At 61.6% G+C, this 25,424-nt stretch carries 26 protein-coding genes; 21 read left to right on the plus strand and 5 right to left on the minus strand.

Features of this window, described 5'->3' with window-relative positions:
- Positions 1 to 8 precede the first annotated feature (8 nt).
- The 13 genes from AC1DLT_RS09595 (at position 9) to AC1DLT_RS09655 (ending at position 12,873) form a co-directional block, all read left to right on the plus strand.
- Positions 9 to 1,616 carry an ABC transporter substrate-binding protein gene (locus tag AC1DLT_RS09595; RefSeq protein ID WP_477486602.1) on the plus strand — a complete coding sequence of 536 codons (1,608 nt, stop codon included), beginning with the start codon at positions 9 to 11 and terminating at the stop codon, positions 1,614 to 1,616.
- Between the two features lie 39 nt (positions 1,617 to 1,655).
- Complete coding sequence (locus tag AC1DLT_RS09600) at positions 1,656 to 2,702, plus strand: ABC transporter permease (RefSeq protein ID WP_437179060.1); 1,047 nt, start codon at positions 1,656 to 1,658, stop codon at positions 2,700 to 2,702.
- Positions 2,699 to 3,631: an ABC transporter permease gene (locus AC1DLT_RS09605; RefSeq protein ID WP_477486603.1), complete on the plus strand. Its 933-nt coding sequence runs from the start codon at positions 2,699 to 2,701 to the stop codon at positions 3,629 to 3,631. Before AC1DLT_RS09600 ends, AC1DLT_RS09605 begins: the two co-directional genes overlap by 4 nt.
- Positions 3,628 to 4,473 (plus strand): ABC transporter ATP-binding protein, encoded by an 846-nt coding sequence (locus AC1DLT_RS09610; protein WP_477486604.1) that lies wholly within the window; start codon positions 3,628 to 3,630, stop codon positions 4,471 to 4,473. Before AC1DLT_RS09605 ends, AC1DLT_RS09610 begins: the two co-directional genes overlap by 4 nt.
- Positions 4,470 to 5,219, plus strand: coding sequence for an ABC transporter ATP-binding protein (locus AC1DLT_RS09615; protein ID WP_038545525.1), 750 nt, complete (start codon positions 4,470 to 4,472; stop codon positions 5,217 to 5,219). Before AC1DLT_RS09610 ends, AC1DLT_RS09615 begins: the two co-directional genes overlap by 4 nt.
- A gap of 81 nt (positions 5,220 to 5,300) precedes the next feature.
- Positions 5,301 to 6,230 carry a LysR family transcriptional regulator gene (locus AC1DLT_RS09620; RefSeq protein ID WP_477486605.1) on the plus strand — a complete coding sequence of 310 codons (930 nt, stop codon included), beginning with the start codon at positions 5,301 to 5,303 and terminating at the stop codon, positions 6,228 to 6,230.
- A 143-nt stretch (positions 6,231 to 6,373) separates the two neighbouring features.
- On the plus strand, positions 6,374 to 7,903 hold the full coding sequence (locus AC1DLT_RS09625) for an ABC transporter substrate-binding protein (RefSeq protein ID WP_477486606.1): 1,530 nt from the start codon (positions 6,374 to 6,376) through the stop codon (positions 7,901 to 7,903).
- A 220-nt stretch (positions 7,904 to 8,123) separates the two neighbouring features.
- Positions 8,124 to 9,074: an ABC transporter permease gene (locus tag AC1DLT_RS09630; protein ID WP_477486607.1), complete on the plus strand. Its 951-nt coding sequence runs from the start codon at positions 8,124 to 8,126 to the stop codon at positions 9,072 to 9,074.
- The gene (locus AC1DLT_RS09635; protein WP_477486608.1) at positions 9,071 to 9,889 is read left to right on the plus strand and encodes an ABC transporter permease; all 819 of its coding nucleotides are present in this window, start codon (positions 9,071 to 9,073) and stop codon (positions 9,887 to 9,889) included. Before AC1DLT_RS09630 ends, AC1DLT_RS09635 begins: the two co-directional genes overlap by 4 nt.
- A gap of 21 nt (positions 9,890 to 9,910) precedes the next feature.
- Positions 9,911 to 11,305, plus strand: coding sequence for an amidase (locus AC1DLT_RS09640; RefSeq protein WP_477486609.1), 1,395 nt, complete (start codon positions 9,911 to 9,913; stop codon positions 11,303 to 11,305).
- Positions 11,306 to 11,525: 220 nt separating this feature from the next.
- The gene (locus AC1DLT_RS09645) at positions 11,526 to 11,873 is read left to right on the plus strand and encodes an ElaB/YgaM/YqjD family protein (RefSeq protein ID WP_038549630.1); all 348 of its coding nucleotides are present in this window, start codon (positions 11,526 to 11,528) and stop codon (positions 11,871 to 11,873) included.
- Positions 11,874 to 11,896: 23 nt separating this feature from the next.
- Complete coding sequence (locus tag AC1DLT_RS09650) at positions 11,897 to 12,328, plus strand: hypothetical protein (protein ID WP_157885166.1); 432 nt, start codon at positions 11,897 to 11,899, stop codon at positions 12,326 to 12,328.
- 209 nt (positions 12,329 to 12,537) lie between these two features.
- Positions 12,538 to 12,873, plus strand: a complete 336-nt coding sequence (locus AC1DLT_RS09655; protein ID WP_247137541.1) for a hypothetical protein — start codon at positions 12,538 to 12,540, stop codon at positions 12,871 to 12,873.
- A 26-nt stretch (positions 12,874 to 12,899) separates the two neighbouring features.
- On the opposite strand, the gene AC1DLT_RS09660 is transcribed toward AC1DLT_RS09655, so the two are convergent.
- Both AC1DLT_RS09660 and AC1DLT_RS09665 read right to left on the minus strand, forming a co-directional pair.
- The gene (locus AC1DLT_RS09660) at positions 12,900 to 13,466 is read right to left on the minus strand and encodes an RNA polymerase sigma factor (RefSeq protein WP_038545503.1); all 567 of its coding nucleotides are present in this window, start codon (positions 13,464 to 13,466) and stop codon (positions 12,900 to 12,902) included.
- Complete coding sequence (locus AC1DLT_RS09665) at positions 13,463 to 13,645, minus strand: NepR family anti-sigma factor (protein ID WP_037078171.1); 183 nt, start codon at positions 13,643 to 13,645, stop codon at positions 13,463 to 13,465. The genes AC1DLT_RS09660 and AC1DLT_RS09665 overlap by 4 nt, the downstream gene beginning before the upstream one ends.
- Positions 13,646 to 13,813: 168 nt before the next feature.
- On the opposite strand from AC1DLT_RS09665, the gene AC1DLT_RS09670 reads away from it, so the two are divergent.
- The 3 genes from AC1DLT_RS09670 (at position 13,814) to AC1DLT_RS09680 (ending at position 15,959) form a co-directional block, all read left to right on the plus strand.
- Positions 13,814 to 14,608 carry a response regulator gene (locus AC1DLT_RS09670; RefSeq protein ID WP_038545500.1) on the plus strand — a complete coding sequence of 265 codons (795 nt, stop codon included), beginning with the start codon at positions 13,814 to 13,816 and terminating at the stop codon, positions 14,606 to 14,608.
- An 81-nt stretch (positions 14,609 to 14,689) separates the two neighbouring features.
- Complete coding sequence (locus AC1DLT_RS09675) at positions 14,690 to 14,854, plus strand: DUF1328 domain-containing protein (protein ID WP_007758228.1); 165 nt, start codon at positions 14,690 to 14,692, stop codon at positions 14,852 to 14,854.
- Positions 14,855 to 14,957: 103 nt separating this feature from the next.
- Positions 14,958 to 15,959: a sensor histidine kinase gene (locus tag AC1DLT_RS09680; RefSeq protein WP_038549628.1), complete on the plus strand. Its 1,002-nt coding sequence runs from the start codon at positions 14,958 to 14,960 to the stop codon at positions 15,957 to 15,959.
- A 357-nt stretch (positions 15,960 to 16,316) separates the two neighbouring features.
- Here AC1DLT_RS09680 and AC1DLT_RS09685 read toward each other — a convergent pair whose 3' ends face one another.
- From AC1DLT_RS09685 to AC1DLT_RS09695, 3 genes are all read right to left on the minus strand, one after another.
- Positions 16,317 to 17,243, minus strand: a complete 927-nt coding sequence (locus tag AC1DLT_RS09685) for an ABC transporter permease (protein ID WP_038545496.1) — start codon at positions 17,241 to 17,243, stop codon at positions 16,317 to 16,319.
- A complete protein-coding gene (locus tag AC1DLT_RS09690; protein ID WP_038545492.1) occupies positions 17,236 to 18,246 on the minus strand; it encodes an ABC transporter permease in 1,011 nt (336 codons plus the stop codon). The genes AC1DLT_RS09685 and AC1DLT_RS09690 overlap by 8 nt, the downstream gene beginning before the upstream one ends.
- Positions 18,247 to 18,323: 77 nt before the next feature.
- Positions 18,324 to 20,033 carry a peptide ABC transporter substrate-binding protein gene (locus tag AC1DLT_RS09695; protein ID WP_477486610.1) on the minus strand — a complete coding sequence of 570 codons (1,710 nt, stop codon included), beginning with the start codon at positions 20,031 to 20,033 and terminating at the stop codon, positions 18,324 to 18,326.
- A gap of 335 nt (positions 20,034 to 20,368) precedes the next feature.
- Between AC1DLT_RS09695 and AC1DLT_RS09700 the strand changes: the two genes are divergently transcribed.
- From AC1DLT_RS09700 to AC1DLT_RS09720, 5 genes are all read left to right on the plus strand, one after another.
- A complete protein-coding gene (locus AC1DLT_RS09700; RefSeq protein ID WP_247137539.1) occupies positions 20,369 to 21,532 on the plus strand; it encodes a M20 aminoacylase family protein in 1,164 nt (387 codons plus the stop codon).
- A gap of 16 nt (positions 21,533 to 21,548) precedes the next feature.
- On the plus strand, positions 21,549 to 23,396 hold the full coding sequence (locus AC1DLT_RS09705) for an ABC transporter ATP-binding protein (protein WP_477483322.1): 1,848 nt from the start codon (positions 21,549 to 21,551) through the stop codon (positions 23,394 to 23,396).
- A 117-nt stretch (positions 23,397 to 23,513) separates the two neighbouring features.
- A complete protein-coding gene (locus AC1DLT_RS09710; RefSeq protein WP_477486611.1) occupies positions 23,514 to 23,708 on the plus strand; it encodes a hypothetical protein in 195 nt (64 codons plus the stop codon).
- Positions 23,705 to 24,274: a Fic/DOC family protein gene (locus AC1DLT_RS09715; protein ID WP_477486612.1), complete on the plus strand. Its 570-nt coding sequence runs from the start codon at positions 23,705 to 23,707 to the stop codon at positions 24,272 to 24,274. Before AC1DLT_RS09710 ends, AC1DLT_RS09715 begins: the two co-directional genes overlap by 4 nt.
- Positions 24,275 to 24,401: 127 nt before the next feature.
- Positions 24,402 to 25,355: a sugar-binding transcriptional regulator gene (locus AC1DLT_RS09720; RefSeq protein WP_038545477.1), complete on the plus strand. Its 954-nt coding sequence runs from the start codon at positions 24,402 to 24,404 to the stop codon at positions 25,353 to 25,355.
- Positions 25,356 to 25,424 lie beyond the last annotated feature (69 nt).

Genomic DNA, 25,424 nt, shown 5'->3' on the forward strand with positions numbered 1-25,424 from the left:
ACAGAATTATGATCAATACACTCAACAAGCGGCTCCGCGTGTTGTCCACGAGCGCGGCGCTGTCGCTGATGCTGCTCGCCGCACCGCAGGCCTTCGCGGTGACGCCGAAGGACACTCTCGTCATCGGGCTTGCCTTCGACGACATCATCACGCTCGATCCGGGCCAGGCTTTCGAATTTTCGGCCGGCGAAGTTGGCGGCAATTCTTACGACCGCCTCGTCCGTCTCGACATCAACGACACGTCGAAGATCACTCCCGACCTCGCGGAAAGCTGGACCGTTTCCGACGACGGCCTGACCTATACGTTCAAGATCAAGTCGGGCCTGAAGTTTGCTTCGGGTAACCCGATCACCGCCGAAGACGTTGCTTATTCCTTCGAGCGCTCGGTCATGATCGACGGCCCGCCGGCCTTCATCCTTAACCAGTTCGGCCTCAAGAAGGATACCGTCAAGCAGAAGGCGGTTGCCAAGGACGCGAATACCTTCGTGCTCACCGTCGACCAGTCTTATGCGCCATCCTTCGTGCTGAACTGCCTGACCGCGACCGTCGCCGCCGTTGTCGACAAGAAGGTCGTCATGGAGCACGTCAAGGATAACGACTACGGCAATGCCTGGCTGAAGACCAATTTCGCCGGCTCCGGCCCGTATAAGGTTCGCGAATGGCGCGCCAACGAAGTCGTCGTGATGGAGCGCAATGATAATTACTGGGGTGAGAAGGCCAAGCTCGCCCGGGTCATCTATCGCCACATGAAGGAAAGCGCGGCCCAACGTCTGGCGCTTGAGAACAACGACATCGACGTCGCCCGCAATCTTGAGCCGAACGATATCGACGCCGTCACCAAGAAGGGCACGACGGTCACCAGCGCCCCGAAGGGCTCGGTCTTCTATTTCAGCCTCAACCAGAAGAACCCGAACCTCAAGAAGCCTGAAGTCGTCGAAGCGATGAAATATCTCGTCGACTACGACGCGATCGGCGCGACGCTGATCAAGGGCGTCGGGGAGATCCACCAGACCTTCCTGCCGAAGGGCATTCTCGGTTCGATCGACGATAAGCCCTACAAGCTCGACGTCGCCAAGGCCAAGGAACTGCTTGCCAAGGCAGGCCTGAAGGATGGCTTCACGGTCACCATGGACGTGCGCAATACGCAGCCGACCACCGGTATCGCCGAATCGATTCAACAGACCTTCGCCCAGGCCGGCATCAAGATGGAAATCATTCCCGGCGACGGCAAGCAGACGCTGACCAAGTACCGCGCCCGCACCCACGACATCTATATCGGCCTGTGGGGCGTCGACTATTGGGATCCGAATTCCAATGCCGAGACCTTCACGTCGAACCCGAACAACGCTGACGATGGTACCTCGAAGACGCTCGCATGGCGCAACGCCTGGGATATTCCGGAACTGACCAAGGAGACCAAATCGGGCTTCGTGGAACGTGATTCCGCCAAGCGTGCGGCAATTTATGCGGACCTGCAGAAGAAGGTGCTGGCGACCGGTCCCTTCGTGCTCGTCTACCAGCAGACGGAAGTCGCCGGCGTCGGCAAGGGTGTGAAGAACTTCAAGCTCGGCCCGACATTCGATACCAACTACGTGTTCTCGGTTTCCAAGGATTAAGCCTGAGAGGCCAGTTCCTTGACCTTACCCGAAACATCCGTGGCGACACGGCGCAATAGGCGCCGTGCATCGTCTGCCCTGGCCTCCGTCCTGCGTTTCGTGGTGACGGTGGTCACCACCATATTCGGCCTCCTGGTCGTCACCTTCTTCATCGGCCGGGTCATCCCCATCGACCCGGTGTTGGCGATCGTCGGCGACCGGGCGCCGGCCCATCTCGTCGAGCGAACCCGGATCGAGCTGGGGCTCAACCTGCCGCTCTACCAACAGTTCGTCATCTATACAAAACAGGCGCTTTCCGGGAATCTCGGCACCTCGGTGCTGACCAGCAATCCGGTGCTCGAAGATATCAAGCGAGTTTTCCCCGCCACCATGGAGCTTGCGACGATCGGTACGCTGATCGGTGCGATCCTCGGCATTCCGCTCGGTGTCCTGGCGGCTGTCCGGCGCGGCAGCATCGCGGACCAGATCGTCCGTGTCATCGGCCTGATCGGTTATTCAGTGCCGATCTTCTGGCTGGGTCTTCTGTCGCTCTTGCTCTTTTACGCGCAGCTCAGATGGGCGGCTTTCCCCGGCCGCGTCGACATCGTCTACGAATACAGTTTTACGCCGCAGACAGGCTTCTACCTTCTCGATGCTGCCATGCAGGGCCAGTGGGAGGTGGTGTGGGACCTGTTCCGGCATATCGCGCTGCCCGGGGCGCTGCTCGGCTATTTCTCGCTCGCCTATATCAGCCGCATGACCCGCTCCTTCATGCTGAACGAACTCAGCCAGGAATATGTGGTGGCGGCGCGGGCGAAGGGTCTGTCGGAAACCCGGATCATCTGGTTCCACGCGCTGCGCAATGCCGCGGTGCCGCTGGTGACGGTGATTGCGCTGTCCTACGCAAACCTGCTCGAAGGTTCGGTGCTGACCGAGACCATCTTCTCATGGCCGGGGCTTGGCCTCTACATCACCAACTCGCTGCAGAATGCCGACATGAATGCGGTGCTCGGCGGTACGCTGGTGATCGGTTCGGTCTTCGTTGGCATCAACATTTTCTCCGATCTTCTCTATCGGACTTTGGACCCGAGGACGCGTAGCCGATGAGTGCCACCGGAACCTCTCTTAAACCCTATAGCCGCGAATGGCTGCTCTCCGACCGGCCGACATCGCGCAAGCAGGCGCGTTTCGGTCGGGCATACATCGTCTGGCGCCGGTTTGCCGAAAACCGGCTGGCGCTGGTCGGGCTGGCCATCATCCTGGTGCTTATATTTGTTGCCGCATTGGCGGGCGTTCTGGCCCCGCACAATCCCGTTGTCGGCGACCTGCGCAATTCCCGCCTCTTGCCGCTCGGTTCGGCGGGTTATCTGCTCGGCACCGACGACCAGGGCCGCGATATCCTCTCGCGCCTCATCTACGGGTCGCGACTGACGCTGCTGGTCGTCGTGCTGGTGGCGATCATCGCAGCCCCGATCGGGCTGATCGTCGGTACGGTCTCGGGTTATGCCAGCGGCTGGGTTGATGCGGTGCTGATGCGGATCACCGATATCTTCCTCGCTTTCCCGAAACTCGTGCTGGCGCTGGCGCTGGTGGCAGCCCTCGGTCCAGGCATCGAGAACGCCATTCTCGCGATCGCCGTCACCTCCTGGCCGCCCTATGCCCGCATCGCACGGGCAGAAACGATGACCTTCCGCAATTCGGAATTCATCTCGGCGGTGAAGCTGATGGGCGCTTCGCCCTTCCGCATCGTGCTGCGCCACGTCATGCCGCTCTGCGTCTCATCGCTGATCGTGCGTGTCACGCTCGACATGGCCGGCATTATCCTCACCGCCGCAGGCCTCGGCTTCCTCGGTCTCGGCGCCCAGCCGCCGCTTCCCGAATGGGGCGCGATGATTGCCTCGGGCCGCCGCTTCATCCTCGATCAATGGTGGGTCGCCGCCATGCCGGGTTTTGCGATCCTGATCGTCAGCCTCGGCTTCAACCTGCTCGGCGACGGCCTGCGCGATGCGCTCGATCCGAAGGAGGCAGGCCAATGACGGTGTCAGTCAAGCCGCTCCTGACGGTCGAGGATCTGCGTGTCACCTTCCCGACCCGTACCGGCGACGTACAGGCGGTGCGGGGCGTGTCCTTCGCGCTCGGCCGCGAACGGCTCGGCATCGTCGGCGAATCCGGCTCCGGCAAGTCGCAGACCGGGCGCGCGATCATGGGCCTGACCCCCGGCCACGCCAGGATCAGCGCACGAAAGCTGGCTTTCGGCGACCGGGATCTCCTGACCATGCCGGCCCGCGAGAGGCGCGACCTGCGCGGCAAAAAGGTGGCGATGATCCTGCAGGATCCGAAATATTCGCTGAATCCGGTAATGACGATCGGCCGGCAGATCGTCGAGACGCTGAAGACACACGAGAAGATCTCAAGCTCGGCGGCCAAGGCGCGGGCGCTCGCCATGCTGGAGGCGGTGCAGATCAGCGATCCGAAGCGGGTCTTCTCGCTCTATCCGCACGAGGTTTCCGGCGGCATGGGGCAGCGGGCGATGATCGCCATGATGCTGGTCTGCGGTCCGGAACTGCTGATCGCCGACGAGCCGACATCGGCGCTCGACGTCACCGTGCAGCTCGAAGTGCTGGATATCCTCGACAAGCTGGTGGCCGATCGCGGCATGGGGCTGATCTTCATCTCCCACGATCTCAGGCTCGTCTCTTCCTTCTGCGACCGCGTCATCGTGATGTATGCCGGCCGGATCGTCGAGGAACTGCCGGCTGCCAATCTCGCCGATGCGCAGCATCCCTATACGCGCGGGCTCTTGAACTGCCTGCCGACCATCGGTTCCGACCGGCATCCGCTGCCCGTCCTCGACCGCAAGCCGGAGTGGGCGCTATGACATCGGCTCTTTCCATCCGCGACATGGTCGTCACATATGATGAGTTTGCGGCACTCGATCATGTGAACTTCGATATCGGCACCGGCGAATCCTTCGGCATCGTCGGCGAATCCGGTTCCGGTAAATCGACGCTTTTGCGTGCAGTCTCGGGTCTTGCGTCGTTCGACCAGGGCACGCTCAGCGTCAACGGCCGCCCCTATTCCGGACGCAGGCGTGACAAGGAATTCTACCGCACCGTCCAGATGGTGTTCCAGGACCCTTATGGCTCGTTGCACCCGCGCCAGACGGTCGACCGGCTGCTGCTGGAACCGCTGGTCATCCACGGTTTCACCGATATCGAGACGCGCATCAACCGGGCGCTGGACGAGGTGGGTCTCGGGTCTGGCTTCCGGTTCCGTTATTCGCATCAGCTTTCCGGCGGCCAGCGACAGCGCATCGCGATCGCCCGGGCGCTGATCCTGGAGCCGAAGATCCTACTGCTCGATGAGCCGACCTCGGCGCTGGATGCCTCGATCCAGGCGGAAATCCTCAATCTGCTCGAACAGGCGCGCCGCGACCGCAACCTCACCTTCGTGATGGTCAGCCACGATCTCGGCGTCATCAGCCACATGTGCGAGAGGCTGGCCGTGATGAAAAACGGCAAGGTGGTCGAGACGGTGCCGCGGAAAGCGCTGGAAAACCGCGAATTTTCCGCCGATTATACCCGCCAGCTGCTCGTCGCCAGCGAAGGTTTTCGTCGCGGCTGACGAGCGTCGTGATTTTATATATGTCAGTGTCCCGGAACCGCTCTCCGATTTCGGGCGACATGTTTCAGCCGGCAGGATCGCATGCAGCTTCGGGCGCTTATGTATTTCGACGAACTGGTCCGCACCAATTCGATGCGGGCGGCGGCCGAGAATCTCAACGTCGCTGCCACCGCCGTCTCCCGGCAGATCGAGAACCTCGAGCACTATTTCGGCACGCCGCTCGTCGAGCGCAGCAATCGCGGCATCAAGCTGACCGCCGCCGGCGAACTGCTGGCGGCGCGGGCAGGGCGGACGTTGCGCGAACTCGAACATGTCCACCAGCTGATCGACGACTTGCAGGGCCTGCAGCGCGGTAAGGTGGTGATCTATGCGAACGGCGCGACGGTCGCCAACCTGATCGCGCCGGTGCTTGCGGAATTCAGCCTGCGTTATCCGAAGCTGCGGTTCGAGGTGGCGATCACCAGCGCTCGCGAGGCGGTCGAGGCGCTCGCCGCCGCCGAGGCAGATCTGGTGGTGACGCTGTTTGCACCAAAGATATCCGGGGTGAAGGTGCGACTGCGCTCCGAGATCACCTATGACGTCATCATGGCCGCCGACCATCCGTCCGCCGGTGCCAGGGAACTGACATTGCGCGATCTTGTCCACATGCCGCTCGCTCTTCCCGACAAGAATTTCGGCGCGCGACAGGCCTTTGAGGAACTGTTCGCCAAGGACGGGCTGGAGCTCGATCCGGTCTTCGTCACCGGTTCACTGGAGATGCTGAAGGAACTGGTGTTGCGCCGCGCGGCGGTCACACTGCTGCCGGCGCTTGCGGTGCAGCGCGAAATCGATGCCGGCCAGCTTGCGGCGGTGCCGATCGCCGCCGGCAAGGCGGTGCGCACGCCGATCGATCTCTGCGTCGCGCCGGACCGCCAGCTCTCGTTCGCGGCGAGCAAGCTCGTCGATTTCATCGAGCGCTTCATGCGCGGCGCCGATACGCGCAAATCGGCACCCAAAAGGGCAAGCGCCTAATTGCTTCCTGTGTAGCGTTTTCGGCTACACAGAGAACACAAAATTCTGCATTGTGTGTGCACCTGCGAAATGACACACTTTTGGCAATCGACGATCCCGCAGGTGCCGATCAGGCGGGTCTCGTTCCAAAAAGGGGATGACGGATGGGCAGGATGACGTTTCTGGGCTCTGCGACCATATTGAAGAGTGCAGCTTTTGGCCTTGCGATAAGCGCGGGCCTGCTTCTGGGCCAGACAGGCGCCGAGGCGGCGGCAAAGACCGCGATCACAGTCGGCATGGCGATCGAGCCGGCTGGGCTCGACCCGACGGTCGCAGCACCCGTCGCGATCGGCCAGGTGACCTGGCAGAACATTTTTGAAGGGCTGACGACCATCGACAAGGACGGCAAGATCAAGCCGCAGCTTGCCGAAAGCTGGCAGATCTCGCCGGATGGCTTGACCTATACGTTCAAACTCCGCCAGGGCGTCAAGTTCCATAACGGCGTTGCATTCGACAGCGCGGTTGCCAAGTTCTCCATCGATCGCGCTCGCGGCGCAGACTCGGTCAATCCCCAGAAGCGCTATTTCGCCTCGATCGACACGGTCGAAACACCGGATGCGGCGACGCTGGTGCTGAAGCTCAAGCAGCCGGCTGGCAGCCTGCTTTACTGGCTCGGCTGGCCGTCCTCGACCATCGTCGAACCGAAATCGGCCGCCGACAACAAGACGACCCCGATCGGCACCGGCCCGTTCAAGTTCGTCAGCTGGTCGAAAGGCTCCAGGGTCGATCTCGCCCGGAATGCCGACTACTGGAACAAGGCCGTCTCCCTGAAGCTCGATACAGCGGCCTTCCGTTTCATCAGCGATCCGCAAGCCCAGGCCGCGGCGCTGAAGGCCGGCGACGTCGATGCCTTCCCGGAATTCGGTGCGCCCGAACTGATCAAGTCCTTCGAGGGCGACAAGCGGCTGACGACCGTGATCGGCAATACCGAGCTCAAGGTCGTCGCCGGCATGAACAACACCCGCAAGCCGTTCAGCGACAAAAAGGTGCGCCAGGCTCTGATGATGGCGGTCGACCGCGCCACCGTCGTCGAGGGCGCCTGGTCCGGTTTCGGCACGCCGATCGGCAGCCATTACACGCCGAACGACCGCGGCTACCAGGACCTGACCGGCGTCTATCCCTATGATACGGCCAAGGCGAAGGCGCTGCTTGCCGAGGCAGGCTTCCCGAACGGCTTCACCTTCACCATCAAGGCGCCGCAGATGGCCTATGCGCAGCGCACCTCGCAGGTGCTGCAGGCGATGTTTGCAGAAATCGGCGTGACAATGAATATCGAGACCACCGAATTCCCGGCGAAATGGGTGGCCGACGTGCTGAAGGCCGCCGATTACGACATGACCATCGTCGCCCATGCGGAGCCGATGGACATCGACATTTATTCCCGCGATCCCTACTACTTCAACTACAAGAACCCAGCCTTCAACGACGTGCTGAAAAAGGTCGAGATGACTTCCGATGCCGCCGGACAGGAAAAGCTCTACGGCGAGGCGCAAAGCATCCTCGCCAACGACGTGCCGGCGCTCTTCCTGTTCGTCATGCCGAAGCTCGGCGTATGGGACGGCAAGGTGAAGGGCCTGTGGGAAAACGAACCGATCCCTTCGAACGTCCTGACGGATGTTCATTGGGTAGAGTGAAGTTTCACGCGATGAATTGGAGTAGGGTGCGTGGGGCATACCGATCTCCCCCCTTGAGGGGGAGATGCCCGGCAGGGCAGAGGGGGGTGACCTCCTGGCATATTCTTGAGCCATTGGGTTTGCCGCATCGTCGCCACCCCCCTCTGTCACCTTTGGTGACATCTCCCCCTCAAGGGGGGAGATCAGCGGGAGCGTGCGGCACCGGCATGGGGACCCGCCGATGATCTCCATCCTCTTCCGCCGTATTCTCAGCCTTGCCGTCACGCTGCTGATCGTCTCGTTGCTGATCTTCACCGTCATGGACCTGCTGCCCGGCGATCCGGCGGCGATTATGCTCGGCACGTCGGCAAGCCCGGAAACGCTCGCGGCGCTGCAGAAACAGCTGGGTCTCGACCAGCCGCTCCCCGTGYGTTACCTCGCCTGGCTCGCCGGGGTCTTCCGGGGCGATCTCGGGCAGTCCTATACCTATGGCGTGCCGGTCGCGGGGCTGATCGGCGAGCGGCTCATCGTCACCTTGCCGTTGGCGCTGATCGCAATCGTGCTCTCGGTCTCGATCGCCATTCCACTCGGCGTTCAGGCAGCGCGCAAGCACAACGGCGCCTTTGATTTCGTCGCCGGCCTGTTCTCCTATATCAGCATTGCGGTGCCGGCCTTCTGGGTCGGGCTGCTGCTGATCATCCTGTTCTCCACCATGCTCGGCTGGATGCCGGCGGGCGGGTTTCCCGGCTGGGACGCAGGGTTTCTTGCCGGCCTCAAGGCGCTCCTCCTGCCGGCCGTGGCGCTCGCCCTGCCGCAGGCCGGCGTGCTGACGCGCGTGGCGCGGGCCGCGGTTCTGGAGGTGATGAACGAGGATTTCGTGCGCACCGCCCGTGCCAAGGGCCTGAGCGAGGGCATCGCCATCTGGCGGCACGCCGTCCCAAACGCGCTGGTGCCGGTGTTCACCATGCTCGGCCTGCAATTCACCTTCCTGATCGCCGGCGCGGTGCTGGTCGAAAATGTCTTCAACCTGCCGGGCCTCGGGCGGCTTGCCTATCAGGCGCTCTCCCAGCGCGACATCATCGTCATGCAGGATGTCGTGCTGTTCTTCGCGGCCCTGGTGATCCTGATGAATTTCCTAGTCGATCTCGCCTATCTGGTCGTCGATCCGCGCCTGAGGGCCGGTGCGCAATGAGGAAACTGCTTCGCCGCCCTGTCTTCCTCATCGGGCTCGTCATCACGCTTGCGTTGTTTGCCGTAGCGCTGCTGTCGCTCGTCTGGACGCCGTTTCTGCCCACCAAAATGAACATCGTCCACAAGCTGAAGGCCCCGCTCGATTTCGGTCTCCTCGGCACTGACCAGTTCGGCCGCGACGTTGCCTCAATGCTGATGGTTGGCGCCTGGAACTCGCTGTCGACCTCCATCCTTGCCGTGCTTCTTGGCGCAAGCGTCGGCACCGCGGTCGGCGTTGTCGTCGCCATGCGTCGCGGCTGGCTGGAACTCGTCGTGATGCGCGGCTGCGACATCGTCTTCGCCGTTCCGCCAATCCTCTCGGCGATGATGCTCGGCGCTTTCATAGGATCGGGCCGGTTCACGGCGATCATCGCCATCGGTGTGTTCATGGTGCCGGTCTTTGCGCGGCTCGCGCTCGGCGCTGCCCTGCAGATCTGGACGCGGGATTATGTTACCGCCGCCGTCAGCATGGGCCGGCCGAAAGCCAAGATCACGCTCGTCCATGTGCTGCCGAACATCTCCAACCAGATCATCGTGCAGGTGACGATCCAGCTCGGCCTCGCGATCCTCACCGAGGCGGGCCTCTCGTTCCTCGGTCTCGGCATGCCGCCGCCGACGCCCACCTGGGGACGGATGCTGGCCGATGCGCAGACTTTTCTCGGCCAGGCGCCGTGGCTGGCGCTGATGCCCGGACTTGCGATCGCGCTCGCGGTACTTGGCCTCAACATGCTCGGCGACGGCCTGCGCGACCTCCTCGATCCCCGCGACAATTCCTGATTTCGAAACGAAGATATTGCGATGAATGACCTCCTGAAACTGACGATCCGCGAACTGCTTGACCTTTATTCGGCCAGGAAGCTCTCGCCCTTAGAATACTGGCTGGCGGTCGAGGACCGTGTCGCCGCCTTCGAGCCGCATATTCAGGCGCTCTATCTCTACGATCCGGACAGCGCCAGGGCGCAGGCCGCGGCCTCTACCCAACGGTGGACAAAGGGAGCGACGCTTGGGCCGCTGGACGGCATCCCGGTGACGCTGAAGGAGCTGATCGCCACCAAGGGGCAGCCGGTGCCGCTCGGCACGGCGGCCGTCGAACTGGTGCCTGCCGCCGAAGACGCACCGATCGCCGCGCGCTGCCGCGAAGATGGCGCAGTGATTTTTGCCAAGACCACCTGCCCGGACTACGGCATGCTGTCCTCCGGCCTGTCGAGCTTCCATCACCTCAGCCGCAATCCTTGGGATCTCACCCAGAACCCTGGCGGATCGAGCGCCGGAGCGTCGGCCGCCGGTGCCGCCGGTTTCGGACCCCTGCATATCGGCACGGATATAGGTGGTTCGGTGCGGTTGCCGGCCGGCTGGACGGGGTTGTTCGGTTTTAAGCCGAGCCAGGGCCGTATCCCGGTCGATCCCTATTATGTCGGCCGCTGCGCGGGGCCGATGACCCGCACGGTCGAGGATGCGGCCTTTTCCATGGCGACGCTGTCGCGTCCGGACTGGCGCGACGGCACGTCGCTGCCGCCCAACGACTTCGACTGGCTTAATTTCGATATCGACGTGAAGGGCATGAAGATCGGCCTGATGCTCGATGCCGGCATCGGCCTTGCAGTCGAGGACGAGGTTCGCGATGCGGTCGTGGCCGCTGCCAAGCGCTTTGAGGATGCGGGGGCGATCATTATTCCGGTCGAACCGGTCATGAACCGCATCATGCTCGACGGGCTCGACAGTTTTTGGCGCTCGCGGTTCTGGGGCGATATCGAGAAAATGCCGGAAGAGCGCCGGGCGCTGATCCTGCCCTATATCTACCAATGGGCGGAAGGCGGGACTTACATTTCCGGCGTCGAGGCGGTGCGCGGCTTCAACCAGACGATCGAAATGCGCAAGGCCTGTGGAAGGCTGTTCACGACCGTCGACGCAGTGATCTCGCCGACCAATCCGATCGTCTCCTATCCGGCGGAGTGGGCTTCGCCCACCAACGATCCGGCTTTGCCCTTCGAACATATCGGTTTCACCGTACCGTGGAACATGTCGGAACAACCGGCCTCGTCGATCAATTGCGGCTTTTCGAAAACCGGCATGCCGATAGGCCTGCAGATCGTCGGCCCGCGCTATGACGACCTGCTGGTGCTGAAACTCTCCAGGGCCTTCGAGCAATGGACCGGGGGCATTTCGGCCTGGCCGGAGCCGCCGGCCGCCTGACTCCTCCGAACCTTTCCGGCTATTTCCGCCTGGGTGCAACCGCGCCGGGGAACAATCGCGTTGTTGCTGCGTTCACCGGCGGCGACAGGAAGCGTGAAGCGGGTAGCGTGCGTCGCTCGCTCGGGAGACCGTCCCCGTTCCACGTTTTCGACGCCGTTTGATTCCGCGCAAAGCCTTCCGCGGCTCGCGTCCTCTAAGGTTCGCAAAACAGGAGATCGATATGCCCGCAGCCAACCCCACGACCGACTTCACCCGCAATGGCACCGGCCAGAACTCGGCAACCAGCAAGGACGTCGAAGCCCAGATCCAGCAGCTCCGCGACGATATCGCTGCACTGACGCGCAGCATTGCTGCCGTGGGCAACGAGAAGGCCAGCGAATACAAGGGTAAGGCCCGCCGGGTCGCCAACGATGCCGCCGACGCTTCGATGCATATGGTGGAAGCCGCCCGCGATCAGGCTCTGTCGATGGAAAAGGACCTGGAACGCCAGATCCGCACAAACCCTATCCAGGCCGTCGCGATCGCCGCCGGCGTGGGATTTCTCTTCGCGCTGCTGACGCGTCGCTGACGATGACAGGACTTGGTCCACTTTTGGCTTCACTCGCCGCGATGGATATCGCGGCGTTGACGCGCAAGCTCAAAAGAAATGCGATCCTCTATGCTTTCGTGCTGCTTTTCCTGCTGACGGCCTATGGACTGTTAGTGGCAGCGCTCGCAGTCTATCTCGCCGGCATATGGGGACCGCCGATGGCGCTGCTTGCAGTCGCCGGTGGCGCGCTCGTCCTGGCATTGATCATGTATCTCTGCGTCGTTATCGCCAATGCTTCCGAACAGCGCCGCAAGCGGGAAGCCGCGGCCTCCAACAGTTCCAAGGCGTTGATGATAACAGCGGCTCTGACGGCATTGCCGCTGCTGGTCAAATCACGTCCGCTGCTGCTCGTCGCGGTGGTCGGCGGTCTTGGCTTCCTCGCGGCGAAGTCCATGGGTGGTCCGGGCCGGCGACATTCCGAGCCCGCCGAATAAGCAGGTCTCGTCGCGCGACCAGCTGAACGGTCGCCTGCCGCGCGCAGGCGACCGTATTCCGCGTTGTGCTGGGGCCTGCTCTCGACGAAAGCGGGCTTCGCGAACAATAGCAGGCGGTTTGCGACCGCCCTGTGTCTTTTGTAAATGACTGGGCGTTCTTTCGATGGTCTAGCCGAATTTCGTTGTCGAATCTCGGGCGGACTTAATTGTTGCGAATCCTCGTTGTCGATCGGGAGTTCCTGGTGGCCATGGAAGTGGAGGCCGTGCTCACCGAGGCGCTTGCCTGCGAGGTCCATGTCGCCACGCCACACACCTATATGGTGGAACTGGAAAGCGGCTGGTTCGACGTTATCGTCATCGATTCGAGGCTGATTGGTGGAGAGGCTGGGCTTCGGCTGAGAGCTTCAGGCTCGGGTCTGGTGTTCACCACGCTCAGCGTCGAGGACATGGATGGTCTGAAGGGCTGGGACGGAATAAGTGTCGTCGCCAAACCGTTCAACGACCGCCACCTCGTCGAAGCCGTCAAAAACGCCGCCCAGGTGTGAGCGGCGTTCTCTCAGATTTTTCAGGATCAGCTGCCAAAAGCACGTGACGTGATCGCCGCATCGCCTGCATCGGGGCCGTAGTCGCCCTCGCCGGAGACGCCCAGCAGCTCCTGCAGACGGGCGCGGGCGCGGCTGACGCGGCTCTTGATCGTGCCGACGGCGCAGCCGCAGATCGCAGCCGCCTCCTCATAGGCGAAACCGGCGGCACCCACGAGGATGATCGCTTCGCGCTGATCGTCAGGCAGCTTGTCGAGCGCCTTGCGGAAATCCTGCAGGTCGAGCCTGCCGTACTGTTCCGGATGGACCGAGAAACGCTCGCTGAACAGGCCGTCGCTATCCTGCACCTCGCGTCCGCGCTTGCGCATCTGGCTGTAGAATTCGTTGCGCAGGATGGTGAACAGCCAGGCCCGCATGTTGGTGCCTGCGGTGAAGCTGGTCTGGTTCGCCCAGGCTTTCATGATTGTATCCTGCACGAGGTCGTCCGCCTTGTCGTGCCGGCCTGTCAGGGATACCGCGAAGGCACGCAGATTAGGCAGCGACGCGAGAAGGTCGCGCTTGAAGCCGCGATCGTCGCTCTCGTCTTCCTTGCTCATTTTGCGTTCACCGGTTTGGCGTTCTTCTCAGCCTGTTCCAGGCGCTCGAGAAGATCGAGAAAACGATCCGGAATCCCTTCTTCCTGTACCGCGTCGTAGAAGTCCCGTAACTTGCGGGATATGGATGCATTCGGCGGCACCGCTCCGGGTCGGACTTCTTGGGATTGGATTGCTGTCATCTCTTCTTTTTTTCTGTTGTCGTCACTCATCACGCGGGCAGCCTGTTGCGATATCGTCGGGCAAAGGAATTCCTGGCGGCAAAAAAAGTTCCACTCTTGCGGAACTTTTTTTCAAGGCCCACGTTCATAAGAGGTCAATTGCCCACCGGGCACCGAGGGAGATTTTGTATGTCACTCACCACACGCGTTGCGTCTCACCTTCCATATCTGCGTCGGTATGCTCGCGCCGTCACCGGATCACAGACCTCGGGAGACGCCTATGTTGCCGCGGTCCTGGAAGCTTTGATCGCAGACGTTTCGATATTCCCCGAAACGTCCAAGGACCGTGTTTCGCTCTATAAACTCTTTGTTACAATTTTTGGTTCCACGAACATTGAGATTCGCCCGATCGAATCGCCGTTTGCCTGGGAGCAGCGCGCGGCAGCCAATCTCTCGATGCTTCCCTCCCAGTCGCGGCATGCGTTCCTGCTTGTCTCGGTGGAGGGTTTCAGCATCGAGGAAGCCGCGGAGGTCCTGGATGTCAGCCCCGCTGAAGTGAACCGCCTGCTCGACGACGCGACCCGCGAAATCTCGCGGCAGGTCGCGACCGACATCATGATCATCGAGGACGAGCCGCTGATCGCGCTCGACATCGAACAGATGGTGCAGGATCTCGGCCACCGCGTCACTGGCATCGCCCGCACCCATAAGGAAGCGGTGTCGCTCTTCCAGTCCTCGCACCCGAAAATGGTGCTCGCCGATATCCAGCTCGCCGACGGCAGCTCCGGGATCGACGCGGTCAATGAAATCCTGAAGTCTTCGAGCGTGCCGGTGATCTTCATCACCGCTTTCCCGGAGCGGCTTCTGACCGGCGAACGCCCGGAACCAGCCTTCCTCGTTACCAAGCCCTTCAACCCGGACATGGTGAAGGCGTTGATCAGCCAGGCGCTGTTCTTCAACGAAGCCGTGAAGGCCGCCGCTTGATCCCATGGGCGGCAGGCGAGCGGACCAGGCCGGAACAAAATGCAACGGGTAGCGTTCTGGCGCATCCGAAGAGGAAGGCCCATGTTGTATTATGCTCTTGTCTGCCTGCTCGTCGCGATCTTCACCGGTGCGCTCGGCTTCAGCGGCATTGCGGGAACGGCAACCGGCCTCGCACAGCTTCTGTTTTTCCTGTTTCTCGCACTGTTGCTGATATCGCTGGTGGTCGGGTTGTTCCGGCGTGTTTGACGTCCTATAAAAGTCGGATAATCATACTCATAAATCCAGGTATCTCTGCGCACAGCAGGTGCCCGGTTTCCCCCGCAAGCCCGCAGACGGAGTGAGTAACTTGGTGAATCCCCTGACATGGCAGCAGGCTGGTCAGAGTGATGACAAGTTACGCGAATTTTTCATGCCGGCGCTGGTGGACCTTGGCGCCAGCATCATGATCCAGGACGCWGGCCGCAATTATCTCTTCGTCACTCATCTTCCGGAGGTCTGGGCGGTCGAGCACGTCAGGACACCCACCGATGTCAGCCTGTTCGGCGACGAGGTCGGGGCAAAGCTCGCGACCCTCAAGGACGGCATGACGGAAGCGGGTCGCAAAGGCCATATCGAGATTACCATCGGCACCGAGCAGATCTACGAGTTCCGTGTCCAGACGGTGGAATTTTCCAATGGCGGACTGCATTTCGTCACCACCATCATCGACCGTTCCGAGGAACGTCATCGCGAGCGGCTGCTGCGTGCGCTGCTGCGCGAGGTCAGCCACCGTTCCAAGAACCTGCTCGCCATCATCCAGAGCATTGCGCTGCAGACGGCCCGTTATTCAGGCTCGCTGGAACTGTTTCTGCACAAGTTCCGGGGGCGGCTTTATTCACTCTCGCAGAGCCAGGACCTGATCACCGATTCCAGCTGGCGCGGCGCCTATTTTTTCGAACTGGTGCAGCAGCAGACGGAAAAGTACCTGCCCGAAAACAAGCATCTCGTGCGCGTCCACGGGGACAACATCCTTTTGACGCCGAACGCCTCGCTGCATATCGGACTGGCGCTGCACGAGTTGATCGTCAACGCGGTCAGCCACGGTTCGCTATTGCGCAGCGGCCGGGTAATCAATGTCACCTGCACCCGCATGCACCTCAACGGCCATGATTCGCTGGAGATGATCTGGGACGAAGTGCTGGATGCCAGCCGGAGCTCCGAAGATACCGAGGATTCATTGAAGGCGCATTTCGGCAGCACCGTGCTGGAGCGTGTCGTTCCGGCCTCCGTCAACGGCAAGGCGCAATACGTCATCTCCAACGATCGCATCAGCTATCGGCTGGTATTCCCGCTGGAGAGCGGCGGGGATTGAAGAATAGTCGTTGGTGAGAAGCTTTCCGGCTCATTGATGCCCCGCGACGTAAGTCTTTCCGAAAAGCTCGCTCGCAGCGCCATTATTCACCATGCCCCACAAAACTGAGCTGGCCCGGTTCCGGTTGACGGAGCCGAGCCAGTTCGTCTCTTCGAGGGGGATTGAAGAGTATGTCCGAAGGCTTTGTAGGGCGGGGGACGGGGGGTCGCCTTCGAACACTCACATAACGGGCGCCTCGGGAATAGGTTCCGGCAGTTCCAAATTTTTTTGAGTTTTTTTCAGCGGTCGTCTTTCCGACTGGCGAATGAAGAATGGCGGCTTTGCAGCCGCCATTCCGATCGGGTCCGTGTGGCGGGCTCAGTGTTTCAGCGCTCTCGGATCGAGCGCGTCGCGGATCGCATCGCCCATATAGTTGACGCTGAGTACAGTCAGCGAGATCGCCAGGCCCGGCCAGAGCACGCGCGAGGGTGTCAACTGCAGGAAGTTGGCGCCGTCGAACAACAGCCGTCCCCAGGTCGGGAAATCCGAGGGAAAGCCGAGACCCAGGAAGCTCAGTGCCGATTCCGTGATGATCGCCGAAGCGATGCCCAATGTCGCCGAAACCATGATCGAGCTCAGCACGTTGGGCAGGATGTGCCTGAGGATGATGCGATACTCCCGCATGCCGCTCGCCTTCGCCGCCAGGATGAATTCCTGGCTTTTGACGGCCAGCACATCGCCGCGCACGATACGGGCGGTGTGCATCCAGCTGGTGATCCCGATCACGAAGACGATCAGGATGAAGATGCCGGTTTCGGGTCCGAATGCCGCCCGCAAGGTATCGCGAAACAACATCAGGATGACGAGCAGCAGCGGCAGGAGCGGTAGCGCCAGGAACAGGTCGGTGATGCGCATCAGCGGACCGTCGAGCCTGCGGATATAGCCGGAGACTACCCCCACCAGCGTTCCGAGGAAAAGCGCCAGCAACATCGCCGTGATGCCGACCGCAAGCGAGATGCGGCCGCCGGCGAGCACCTGGGCAAGCATGTCCTTGCCGAGGTTGTCGGTGCCGAACGGATGTGCCCAGGAGGGCCATTGGTTCTTGTCGCGGATATTGATGGCGTTCGGGGCCACCCGGTGGATATACGGACCCACGAACACCGCCAGCACGATGAACGTGAAGACGATCAATCCGACTACTCCGCCCTTGTGGGAACGGAACTGGCGCCAGATGTCCGCGAGCGCCGACCTGGTGGGAGTTGCCGCCTTGGCGGGCGGGGCGGTTGTAAGCGTCGCATCAGTCATAACGGATCCTCGGGTCAAGAATGCCGTAAAGCACGTCGGCGATGAGGTTGAAGAGCACGATCAGCACCGCGAAGATGAAGGTCAGGGTCTGGACGAGCGGGATATCGGCCCCCTGAACCGCGATGATCAGCAATTGGCCGAGGCCATTCACGCGAAAGATCTGCTCAGTGATGATGGCGCCCGAGAAGATCGTCGGCACGCCGAGTGCGATCACGGTGACGACCGGGATCAGGCTGTTGCGCAGCACATGGATGAGCAGAACCGACTTTTCCTTGACGCCCTTGGCACGCGCGGTGCGCACGTAGTCCTGGTGCAGGTTGTCGAGCATCGAGGCCCGCACGAAACGGGTGATCTGCGAGGCGTTGAAGAGCGACAGAACGGTGACCGGCAAGGCCATCTGCTTGATCTGCTGCAGGAAGCTCGAGAAGTCGTTGACGACCAGGTTGGTGTCATAGACCGACGGGAACCATTGCAGCCAGGAGGAGAAGATGACGACCAGCAGCACGCCGGTGAAGAAGGTCGGCACCGAGTATCCGACCATCGACAGGAACGTGCCGATCTGGTCGAAGATCGAATACTGCTTGTAGGCGGAGATGACGCCGATCGGAACGGCGATCATCACCCCGAACACATAAGCGAGACCAACAACCCACAGCGTCTGGGGCAGGCGCTGGACGATCAGGTCGACCACCGGGCTGCGGGTCGCCCAGGACAGCACCCGCATGCGGGTACCATCGCCGAATTGCCAGCCGGTCAGGCGTTCGAGGATGTTGAGTGGTTCGTTGATGAAGAATTGCTGCAGCCAGTAGAGGTAGCGGAAGAAGAATGGCTGATCGAGGCCGAGCGATGCGCGGATCTGTTCGCGGACCTCCGGCGGGATCGTCAACGGCAGGTCGCCGGTCGGATCGTTGGGGGCAAGATCGAGTAGCGCGAAAATGACGAAGCTAATGATCAGCAGCGTCGGGATTGCGAAGAGCAATCGTCGCAAGGTGTAGGTGAACATCAATAAGTCTCCAGACTAGCGCGGAGAAGAAAATGCGGGCGCCGGGCCTGCCGCAAGGGCAGGCCCGGCGATCGGCATCACTTCGTGCGCGACCAGTCGGCGACGTTCCACAGCTCGCTATCCCAGGCGTTCATCTTCACGCCGGCGAGCTTGAGAGAATGCGAGGAGACGCTGCCGCGGTGGACGAGCGGGATATGCGCGCCTTCTTCGGTCAGCATGTCGTTGAGCTGCTTGGCAAGCGCTGCGCGCTTGTCGAGCTCGGCGGTCTTCGAAAGTTCGCCGAGCAGCTTGTCATAGGCCGGGTTGCAGTAACGCGGAATGTTCTGGCCCTGCCAACCGTTCGCCGGGCCGGGAACCTTGTCGCACAGCCATTCTGCGAGATACTTTTCCGGATCGGTGCCGTCGAAGTTGTTGGTGTACATTTCGACGTCGGCATAGAACTTCTGGAAGGTGTCCGGGCTTGCCGGATCGCCGCCGAAGAAGACCGAGGCGCTGGCGTTGCGCAGTTCGGCGCCGACGCCAATCTGCGACCACATGTCCTTCACCAGTTCCTGGGTCGCCTGGCGAACCGAGTTGGTGGAGGTCGCATAGAGGTAGGAGAGCTTCACGCCGTTCTTGGCACGGATGCCATCCGGGCCTTTCTTCCAGCCGGCATCGTCAAGCAGCTTGTTGGCGGCCACAAGATCCTGCTTCAGGCACCAGTTGTCGTTCTTGGTGGAAGCGACGGCGGCCGGTGCGGGAACGATGTTGCAGGTCGCCTTGCCGGCTGCGCCGTATCCTGCCTCGACGATGATGCTGCGGTCGATGGCGAGCGAAAGCGCGCGGCGGACTGCCGGGTCGGAGAGCGAAGGATGCGGGCCGGCGTCCTTGGTGGAGCGTTTTGCGCCAAGCGACGGATCGGCATTGTAGTGGTTGAGGTTGATACGTTCGACCTGGGTGCCGAATGCCGTTTCCAGCTTGCCCTTGCCGGCAGCGACCATCTTGGCGAGGATTTCCGGCTCTACCTGCATGTTCCAGGCATAATCGTATTCGCCGGTTTCGAGAACGGCGCGCGCCGCCGACGCAGCGTCGCCACCGCCCTTGAGGGTCACTGTTGCGAAGGCAGGCTTTGCCGCGTCGCGGTAATTGGTGTTGGCGGTCAGCGTGATGACGTCGTTCGGCTTGAATTCCTTGACGACGAAAGGACCGGTGCCGATCGGGCCGAAGTTGGCCGAGGTGCAGCCCGGAGCCTTGGCGCCGACGCAGTTTTCGAACTGCTTCTTCTGGATGACCGGCGACTGGGCGCCGACGAAAGCGCTGTAGGGATAGGGCTTCGGTTCGGTAAAGGTGATCTTGACCGTCTGCGGATCCGGAGCCTCGACGCTCTTGACGCCCTCGTACTGGGCGGCCTGAGCGCAACCGCCGTCCGGCGCGATGCAATATTTCCAGGTGAAGATGACGTCGTCAGCCGTAAAAGGCGTGCCGTCCGACCATTTGACGCCCGGCTTGATCTTCCAGGTCATGCTGAGCAGGTCCTTGGCGACGCCGCCGTTCTCGACGGTCGGGATCTCGGTGACCAGCATCGGCACGAGACTACCCTTCTCGTCGTAGCGGGCGAGCGGCTCGATGACCATCGAGGACGCGTAGACTTCCTTGGTGCCGCCGGAGAGGTAGGGGTTCATCGTCGAAACGGCCTGCCAGAACAGGATCTTCAGATCCCCGTCCGTGCCCCGTTCGGCATGCGCGGCGGCGCCGGCGAAGGTGAGGGCGGCAACTGTGCCGGCCAAAAGAAGTTTGAGGTTTTTCATGCTGCTATTCCCCTTGTCGTTCTCTTATGAGTTGTGGTTGGGCCTGCCGGTCGAGCCGGCTTTTTGTGCCTCGGGACTGCGAAGTCGCCTTCCTCAACTTATTGACTTCGCAGCGTATTTCCTGTCGGTTCCTCCTCCGAAACTACCTTAAGAACAAGTTACATCCTGCCGCTTTTGGCGAGCATGATCAAATTTTGAGCCATCTAAGCATAGGCCTATTTTCCGTTCAAGCCGGAAAATTGAAGCTTGCAAAATCGTGTCTTCGCGTCGCAATATCCGCCCGACATCCACCCTTGGCAGAGTGGAAATATGAAAAAAACAACGGGGTTATCACTATGCCGGTCATCAATCGCGTCGCCGAAATGCAGGATCAGGTCGCTGAATGGCGGCGCCATCTGCACGAGAATCCTGAGCTGCTCTACGACGTCCACGAGACCTCGAGATTCGTCGCGGAAAAGCTGCGGGCCTTCGGCTGCGACATCGTCGAGACCGGCATCGGCAGGACCGGTGTCGTCGCAATCATCAAGGGCAGCCAGGGCGATGGTCCGGTCATCGGTTTCCGCGCCGACATGGATGCGCTGCCGATCCTCGAGACCTCCGGCAAGCCCTGGGCTTCCAAGACGCCCGGCAAGGCGCATTCCTGCGGCCATGACGGCCACACCGCCATGCTGCTGGGTGCTGCGCAATACCTTGCCGAGACTCGCAATTTCAAAGGTTCGGTCGCGCTGATCTTCCAGCCGGCGGAGGAGGGCGGCGCGGGCGCACTGGCGATGATCAACGACGGCATGATGGAGAAGTTCGGCATCAAGGAAGTCTACGGCATGCATAACGAGCCGCGGCTTCCGGTCGGCAGTTTCTCCACCCGCAAGGGCGGCATCATGGCGGCGGCCGACACGTTCGAAATCACCGTCCACGGCCGCGGCAGCCACGCCGCGCAGCCGCACAATTCGATCGATCCGATCCTGGTGTCCTCACATATCGTGCTGGCGCTGCAGTCGATCGTCTCGCGAGAGACCGACCCCCTGAAGTCGCTGGTCGTCACCGTCGCCTCGATCCACGGCGGCGAGGCGAGCAACGTTATTCCCGCCTATGTCAAGATGACCGGGACGGTGCGCACGCTGCTGCCGGAAACTCGCGATTTTGCCGAGAAGCGCCTGAGCGAAGTGGCTCAATCAACCGCGATCGCCCATGGCGCGACGGCTGATGTCATGTATCGCCGCGGTTATCCCGTCACCTTCAACCACGACAACGAGACGGATTTTGCCATCGAGATCGCGGCCAAGGTTGCCGGTCCCAAGTCGGTGCTGACCGGCATGGCGCCGCATATGGGCGCGGAGGATTTTTCCTACATGCTGGAGAAGCGCCCCGGCGCCTTCATCTTCATCGGCAACGGCGATACCGCCAACCTCCACAATGCTGCTTATGACTTCAACGACGAGGCTATTCCTTTTGGCGTCAGCTACTGGATCACGCTCGCCGAAACCGCGCTCGCCGCCTGATCCGAAGGAGATTTCCATGCTGCTTTCCGGCACTTCCATGGAACAGGGCGGTGGTTCGGTGACCCCGGTCCTGTCTGTCCGCAATCTTTCCACCTCGTTCCGGGTGAACGACGAATGGCGCACGGTGGTGCGCAACATCTCGTTCGACGTGGCGCCGCGCGAGACGGTGGCGATCGTCGGCGAATCGGGCTCGGGCAAGAGCGTCACTTCGCTGTCCATCATGCGGCTGCTGCCGAAGAATTCGAGCAGGATCGAAGGCCAGGTCTTCCTCAACGGCCGCGAATTGCTGTCGCTGCAGGAGGAGCAGATGCGCCGCGTGCGCGGCAAAGACATCTCGATGATTTTCCAGGAGCCGATGACCTCGCTCAACCCAATTTTTCCAATTGGCAAGCAGATCGCCGAGGCGCTGACGGTTCATACCGACATCAGCAATGCCGATGCGAAGAAGGAAGTCATCCGCCTGCTCGAAAAGGTGCGCATCCCCAACGCCTCGTCGCGTTTCGACGAATATCCGCACCAGTTTTCCGGCGGCATGCGCCAGCGCGTCATGATCGCCATGGCACTGGCGGCGAGACCTAAGTTGCTGATCGCCGACGAACCGACCACCGCGCTCGACGTCACCATCCAGGGCCAGATCCTCGACCTCATCAAGGTGCTGCAGGAAGAGGAGGGCATGTCGGTCCTCTTCATTACCCATGACATGGGCGTGGTGGCCGAAGTCGCCGACCGCACCATCGTCATGTATCGCGGCGATGCGGTGGAGACGGGCGAGACCAGTGACATCTTCCACCGCGGCCAGCATCCTTATACCCGCGCGCTGCTGTCCGCCGTGCCGCGTCTAGGCTCGATGGGCGAGCGCAAGCTGCCGCTGCGCTTCCCGATCGTCGATATCAAGACAGGCGAACAGATGCTGCTTGCCGACGTCACCGACACGGTAGGCAAGGGCAAGACGCCGATCCTCGACGTCAAGGACCTGACCACCCGGTTCGACATCCATTCCGGCCTGTTCGGCCGCAAGTCCGGCGCGGTCCATGCGGTCGAAAAGGTCTCCTTCGATCTGTTCCCGGGCGAGACCCTGTCGCTCGTCGGCGAATCGGGCTGCGGCAAGTCGACCACCGGCCGATCGGTCACCCGTCTGATCACGCCGACCAGCGGCGAGGTCACTCTCGATGGTTATGAGGTGATGAAACTCGACCAGCCGACGCTGCGCCAGATGCGCCGGTCGATCCAGATGGTTTTCCAGGACCCGTTCGCCTCATTGAACCCGCGCATGAGCGTCGGTTCGGCTGTCATGGAGCCCTATGTCGAGCACAGCCTCGGCACCAAGCAACAGGCCCGCGACAAGGCGGCGAGCCTGATGGAGAAGGTCGGCCTTTCCGCCGACATGATGAAGCGTTTCCCGCACGAGTTTTCCGGCGGCCAGCGCCAGCGCATCGCGATCGCCCGCGCCTTGATGCTCGACCCGAAGATCATCGTCGCCGACGAAGCGGTCTCGGCGCTCGACGTGTCGATCAAGGCCCAAGTCTGCAACCTGCTCCTCGACCTGCAGCAGAGCCTCAACCTCGCCTTCCTGTTCATCAGCCACGACATGGCCGTCGTCGAGCGTGTCAGCCATCGGGTCGCTGTGATGTATCTCGGCGAGATCGTCGAGATCGGCCCTCGGGCGGCAGTGTTCGAAAACCCGCAGCATCCTTATACGAGGAAGCTGATGTCCGCCGTGCCGATTCCGGACCCGTCCCGCCGGCGGATCAAGCGCAATATGTCGACCGACGAGATCAAGAGCCCGATCCGCCCGGTCAACTACGTGCCGCCAAAGCGGGAATATCGGGAGGTGAGTGCGGGGCATGTGGTGCAGGTGGCGTAAGGGTTTCCACGCTGCGATTGATCGCTGAATTTGCCGGTTGCCCGGATTTCTGGTATCTTCCGAGATGCCTGCAATCCGGGCGATTTGCCAATCCCTGGCACGAGGATACGTTCGTTCATGAGCGATAAGGACACGATCCGGCAGCGCACCCTTGAGGCGGCGCATCTCCAGGCGATCGAAGGGAATCCCCTCGACGCGGAGCAGATCGCGATGTTCGAAATGTTTGACCGCGAGGGGTGGTCGCCGGAACGCCAGAGGGCTTATATTCTTGAGCGAGCCCGTGCTGCCGCCGCACAGCAAGCGGCGGAATGAGCGACGATCCTTACGTCTATCCAGGAACTGGTGTTCTCCGAAACAAGCTCGGCCTAACCGACGCCGACAAGCTCGACTATTACGAGCGCGAAATCGCGACCATGCGAGCCCGCGAAGGTATCCCGCAAGGCGACTTTGATCTCAAGCATCTGAAGGCAATCCACCGCCATCTCTTCCAGGATATATTTGAATGGGCGGGACAGGTTCGCACCGTCGAGCTTTCCAAAAGCGAAAGCCAATTCCAGTTCCGGCAATATATCGAAACCGGAATGGCAGATGTTCACCGCCGCATCGCGATGTCCGATTTTCTGCAAAATCTGGAGCGATCGGTGTTCGCGGCGGAGGTAGCCCGGATCATCGGTGATGTGAACTACGTCCATCCTTTTCGCGAGGGGAACGGCCGCACCCAGCTGCAATATCTGAAACAGCTTTCGGAGCAGGCAGGCCATTCGCTTGACCTGACGAAGATCGATGTGGTGGGATGGCTGGAGGCGTCGAAGGAGGCTCACCGCGCTCGATACGATCTCATGGGGCAGGTGATAGACGATGCGCTACGCATGACGTGAGGGGGTGGCGGTCACAAGGGTCCCCTCGGGTTATACCGTAAAGGCTGCATCGCTCCGCCCCGTTCTTCCACCCGTTTGACAGACCATCCGAAACCATGGCAGCAACAGGTGGAGGAGAATTTCTGCCATGGCAAAACGGTCTGACACGCAAGGGCGGCTCGACGATGCGGCGCGGGCCGGCTGGCTCTATTACGTCGCGGGGCGGACCCAGGACGAGATCGCCGCGGCCATGAGCATTTCGCGGCAGTCGGCACAGCGGCTGGTGTCGCTTGCGGTTGCTGAACGGCTGATCAAGGTGCGCCTCGACCACCCGATCGCCGCCTGCCTGGAACTCGCCGAGGCGTTGCGCAAGAAATACGATCTCAAACATGTCGAAGTGGTGCCGAGCGATCCGGCAGGGAGTTCCAGCACCGTCGGGATCGCCGAAGCCGGCGCCGCCGAGATCGAGCGCTGGCTGAAGCGCCCGGACCCGATCGTCATCGCGGTCGGCACGGGCCGCACGCTGAAGGCCGCCGTTGACCAGCTGCCGCCGATGGAATGTCCGCAGCACCGGATCGTGTCGCTGACCGGCAATATCGGGCCGGACGGATCGGCCGCCTTCTATAACGTCATCTTCTCGATGGCGGACGCGATCAAGGCGCGGCATTTTCCTATGCCGCTGCCGGTTCTCTGTTCCTCGGCCGAAGAGCGCGAAACCCTGCACGACCAGGCGCTGGTGCGCTCGACGCTCGAACTCGGCGCGCAGGCGGACGTTACCTTCGTCGGCATCGGCGAACTCGGACCGGACGGCCCGCTCTGCGTCGACGGCTTCCTCGGCAAGGAGGAAATGCAAAAACTCGTCCGAGAAGGTGCTGCCGGCGAGATCTGCGGCTGGGTCTATGACAACCAGGGCAAGCTTCTCGCCAACTCCATCAATGACCGCGTCGCCAGTGTGCCGATCCCCTCGCGGGAGACCTCCTCCGTCATCGGACTGGCGCTGGGGCGCAAGAAGTTTCAAGCGATTTCCGCCGCGCTCAAGGGCAATATCATCAACGGTGTGATCACCGATGAAGCGACTGCGGAGCAATTGCTCGGTCGTTGAGCAAAAATTATCCGTAACCAGATCAACGACATGACCTATGTCTGCTGCGCTGCAGCGACGAATGGCGAT

This window comes from Neorhizobium sp. 05N33, assembly GCF_056397445.1.

What these genes read in the sequence shown, in the direction of transcription:
- AC1DLT_RS09665 (WP_037078171.1), bottom strand. Translation starts at nt 13,645, where the DNA reads ATGACAGCAATCCAATCCCAAGAAGTCCGACCCGGAGCGGTGCCGCCG.
- AC1DLT_RS09610 (WP_477486604.1), top strand. Translation starts at nt 3,628, where the DNA reads ATGACGGTGTCAGTCAAGCCGCTCCTGACGGTCGAGGATCTGCGTGTC.
- AC1DLT_RS09670 (WP_038545500.1), top strand. Translation starts at nt 13,814, where the DNA reads ATGTCACTCACCACACGCGTTGCGTCTCACCTTCCATATCTGCGTCGG.
- AC1DLT_RS09710 (WP_477486611.1), top strand. Translation starts at nt 23,514, where the DNA reads ATGAGCGATAAGGACACGATCCGGCAGCGCACCCTTGAGGCGGCGCAT.
- AC1DLT_RS09605 (WP_477486603.1), top strand. Translation starts at nt 2,699, where the DNA reads ATGAGTGCCACCGGAACCTCTCTTAAACCCTATAGCCGCGAATGGCTG.
- AC1DLT_RS09635 (WP_477486608.1), top strand. Translation starts at nt 9,071, where the DNA reads ATGAGGAAACTGCTTCGCCGCCCTGTCTTCCTCATCGGGCTCGTCATC.
- AC1DLT_RS09705 (WP_477483322.1), top strand. Translation starts at nt 21,549, where the DNA reads ATGCTGCTTTCCGGCACTTCCATGGAACAGGGCGGTGGTTCGGTGACC.
- AC1DLT_RS09700 (WP_247137539.1), top strand. Translation starts at nt 20,369, where the DNA reads ATGCCGGTCATCAATCGCGTCGCCGAAATGCAGGATCAGGTCGCTGAA.
- AC1DLT_RS09645 (WP_038549630.1), top strand. Translation starts at nt 11,526, where the DNA reads ATGCCCGCAGCCAACCCCACGACCGACTTCACCCGCAATGGCACCGGC.
- AC1DLT_RS09595 (WP_477486602.1), top strand. Translation starts at nt 9, where the DNA reads ATGATCAATACACTCAACAAGCGGCTCCGCGTGTTGTCCACGAGCGCG.
- AC1DLT_RS09620 (WP_477486605.1), top strand. Translation starts at nt 5,301, where the DNA reads ATGCAGCTTCGGGCGCTTATGTATTTCGACGAACTGGTCCGCACCAAT.
- AC1DLT_RS09640 (WP_477486609.1), top strand. Translation starts at nt 9,911, where the DNA reads ATGAATGACCTCCTGAAACTGACGATCCGCGAACTGCTTGACCTTTAT.
- AC1DLT_RS09660 (WP_038545503.1), bottom strand. Translation starts at nt 13,466, where the DNA reads ATGAGCAAGGAAGACGAGAGCGACGATCGCGGCTTCAAGCGCGACCTT.
- AC1DLT_RS09615 (WP_038545525.1), top strand. Translation starts at nt 4,470, where the DNA reads ATGACATCGGCTCTTTCCATCCGCGACATGGTCGTCACATATGATGAG.
- AC1DLT_RS09685 (WP_038545496.1), bottom strand. Translation starts at nt 17,243, where the DNA reads ATGACTGATGCGACGCTTACAACCGCCCCGCCCGCCAAGGCGGCAACT.
- AC1DLT_RS09625 (WP_477486606.1), top strand. Translation starts at nt 6,374, where the DNA reads ATGGGCAGGATGACGTTTCTGGGCTCTGCGACCATATTGAAGAGTGCA.
- AC1DLT_RS09695 (WP_477486610.1), bottom strand. Translation starts at nt 20,033, where the DNA reads ATGAAAAACCTCAAACTTCTTTTGGCCGGCACAGTTGCCGCCCTCACC.
- AC1DLT_RS09690 (WP_038545492.1), bottom strand. Translation starts at nt 18,246, where the DNA reads ATGTTCACCTACACCTTGCGACGATTGCTCTTCGCAATCCCGACGCTG.
- AC1DLT_RS09715 (WP_477486612.1), top strand. Translation starts at nt 23,705, where the DNA reads ATGAGCGACGATCCTTACGTCTATCCAGGAACTGGTGTTCTCCGAAAC.
- AC1DLT_RS09720 (WP_038545477.1), top strand. Translation starts at nt 24,402, where the DNA reads ATGGCAAAACGGTCTGACACGCAAGGGCGGCTCGACGATGCGGCGCGG.
- AC1DLT_RS09675 (WP_007758228.1), top strand. Translation starts at nt 14,690, where the DNA reads ATGTTGTATTATGCTCTTGTCTGCCTGCTCGTCGCGATCTTCACCGGT.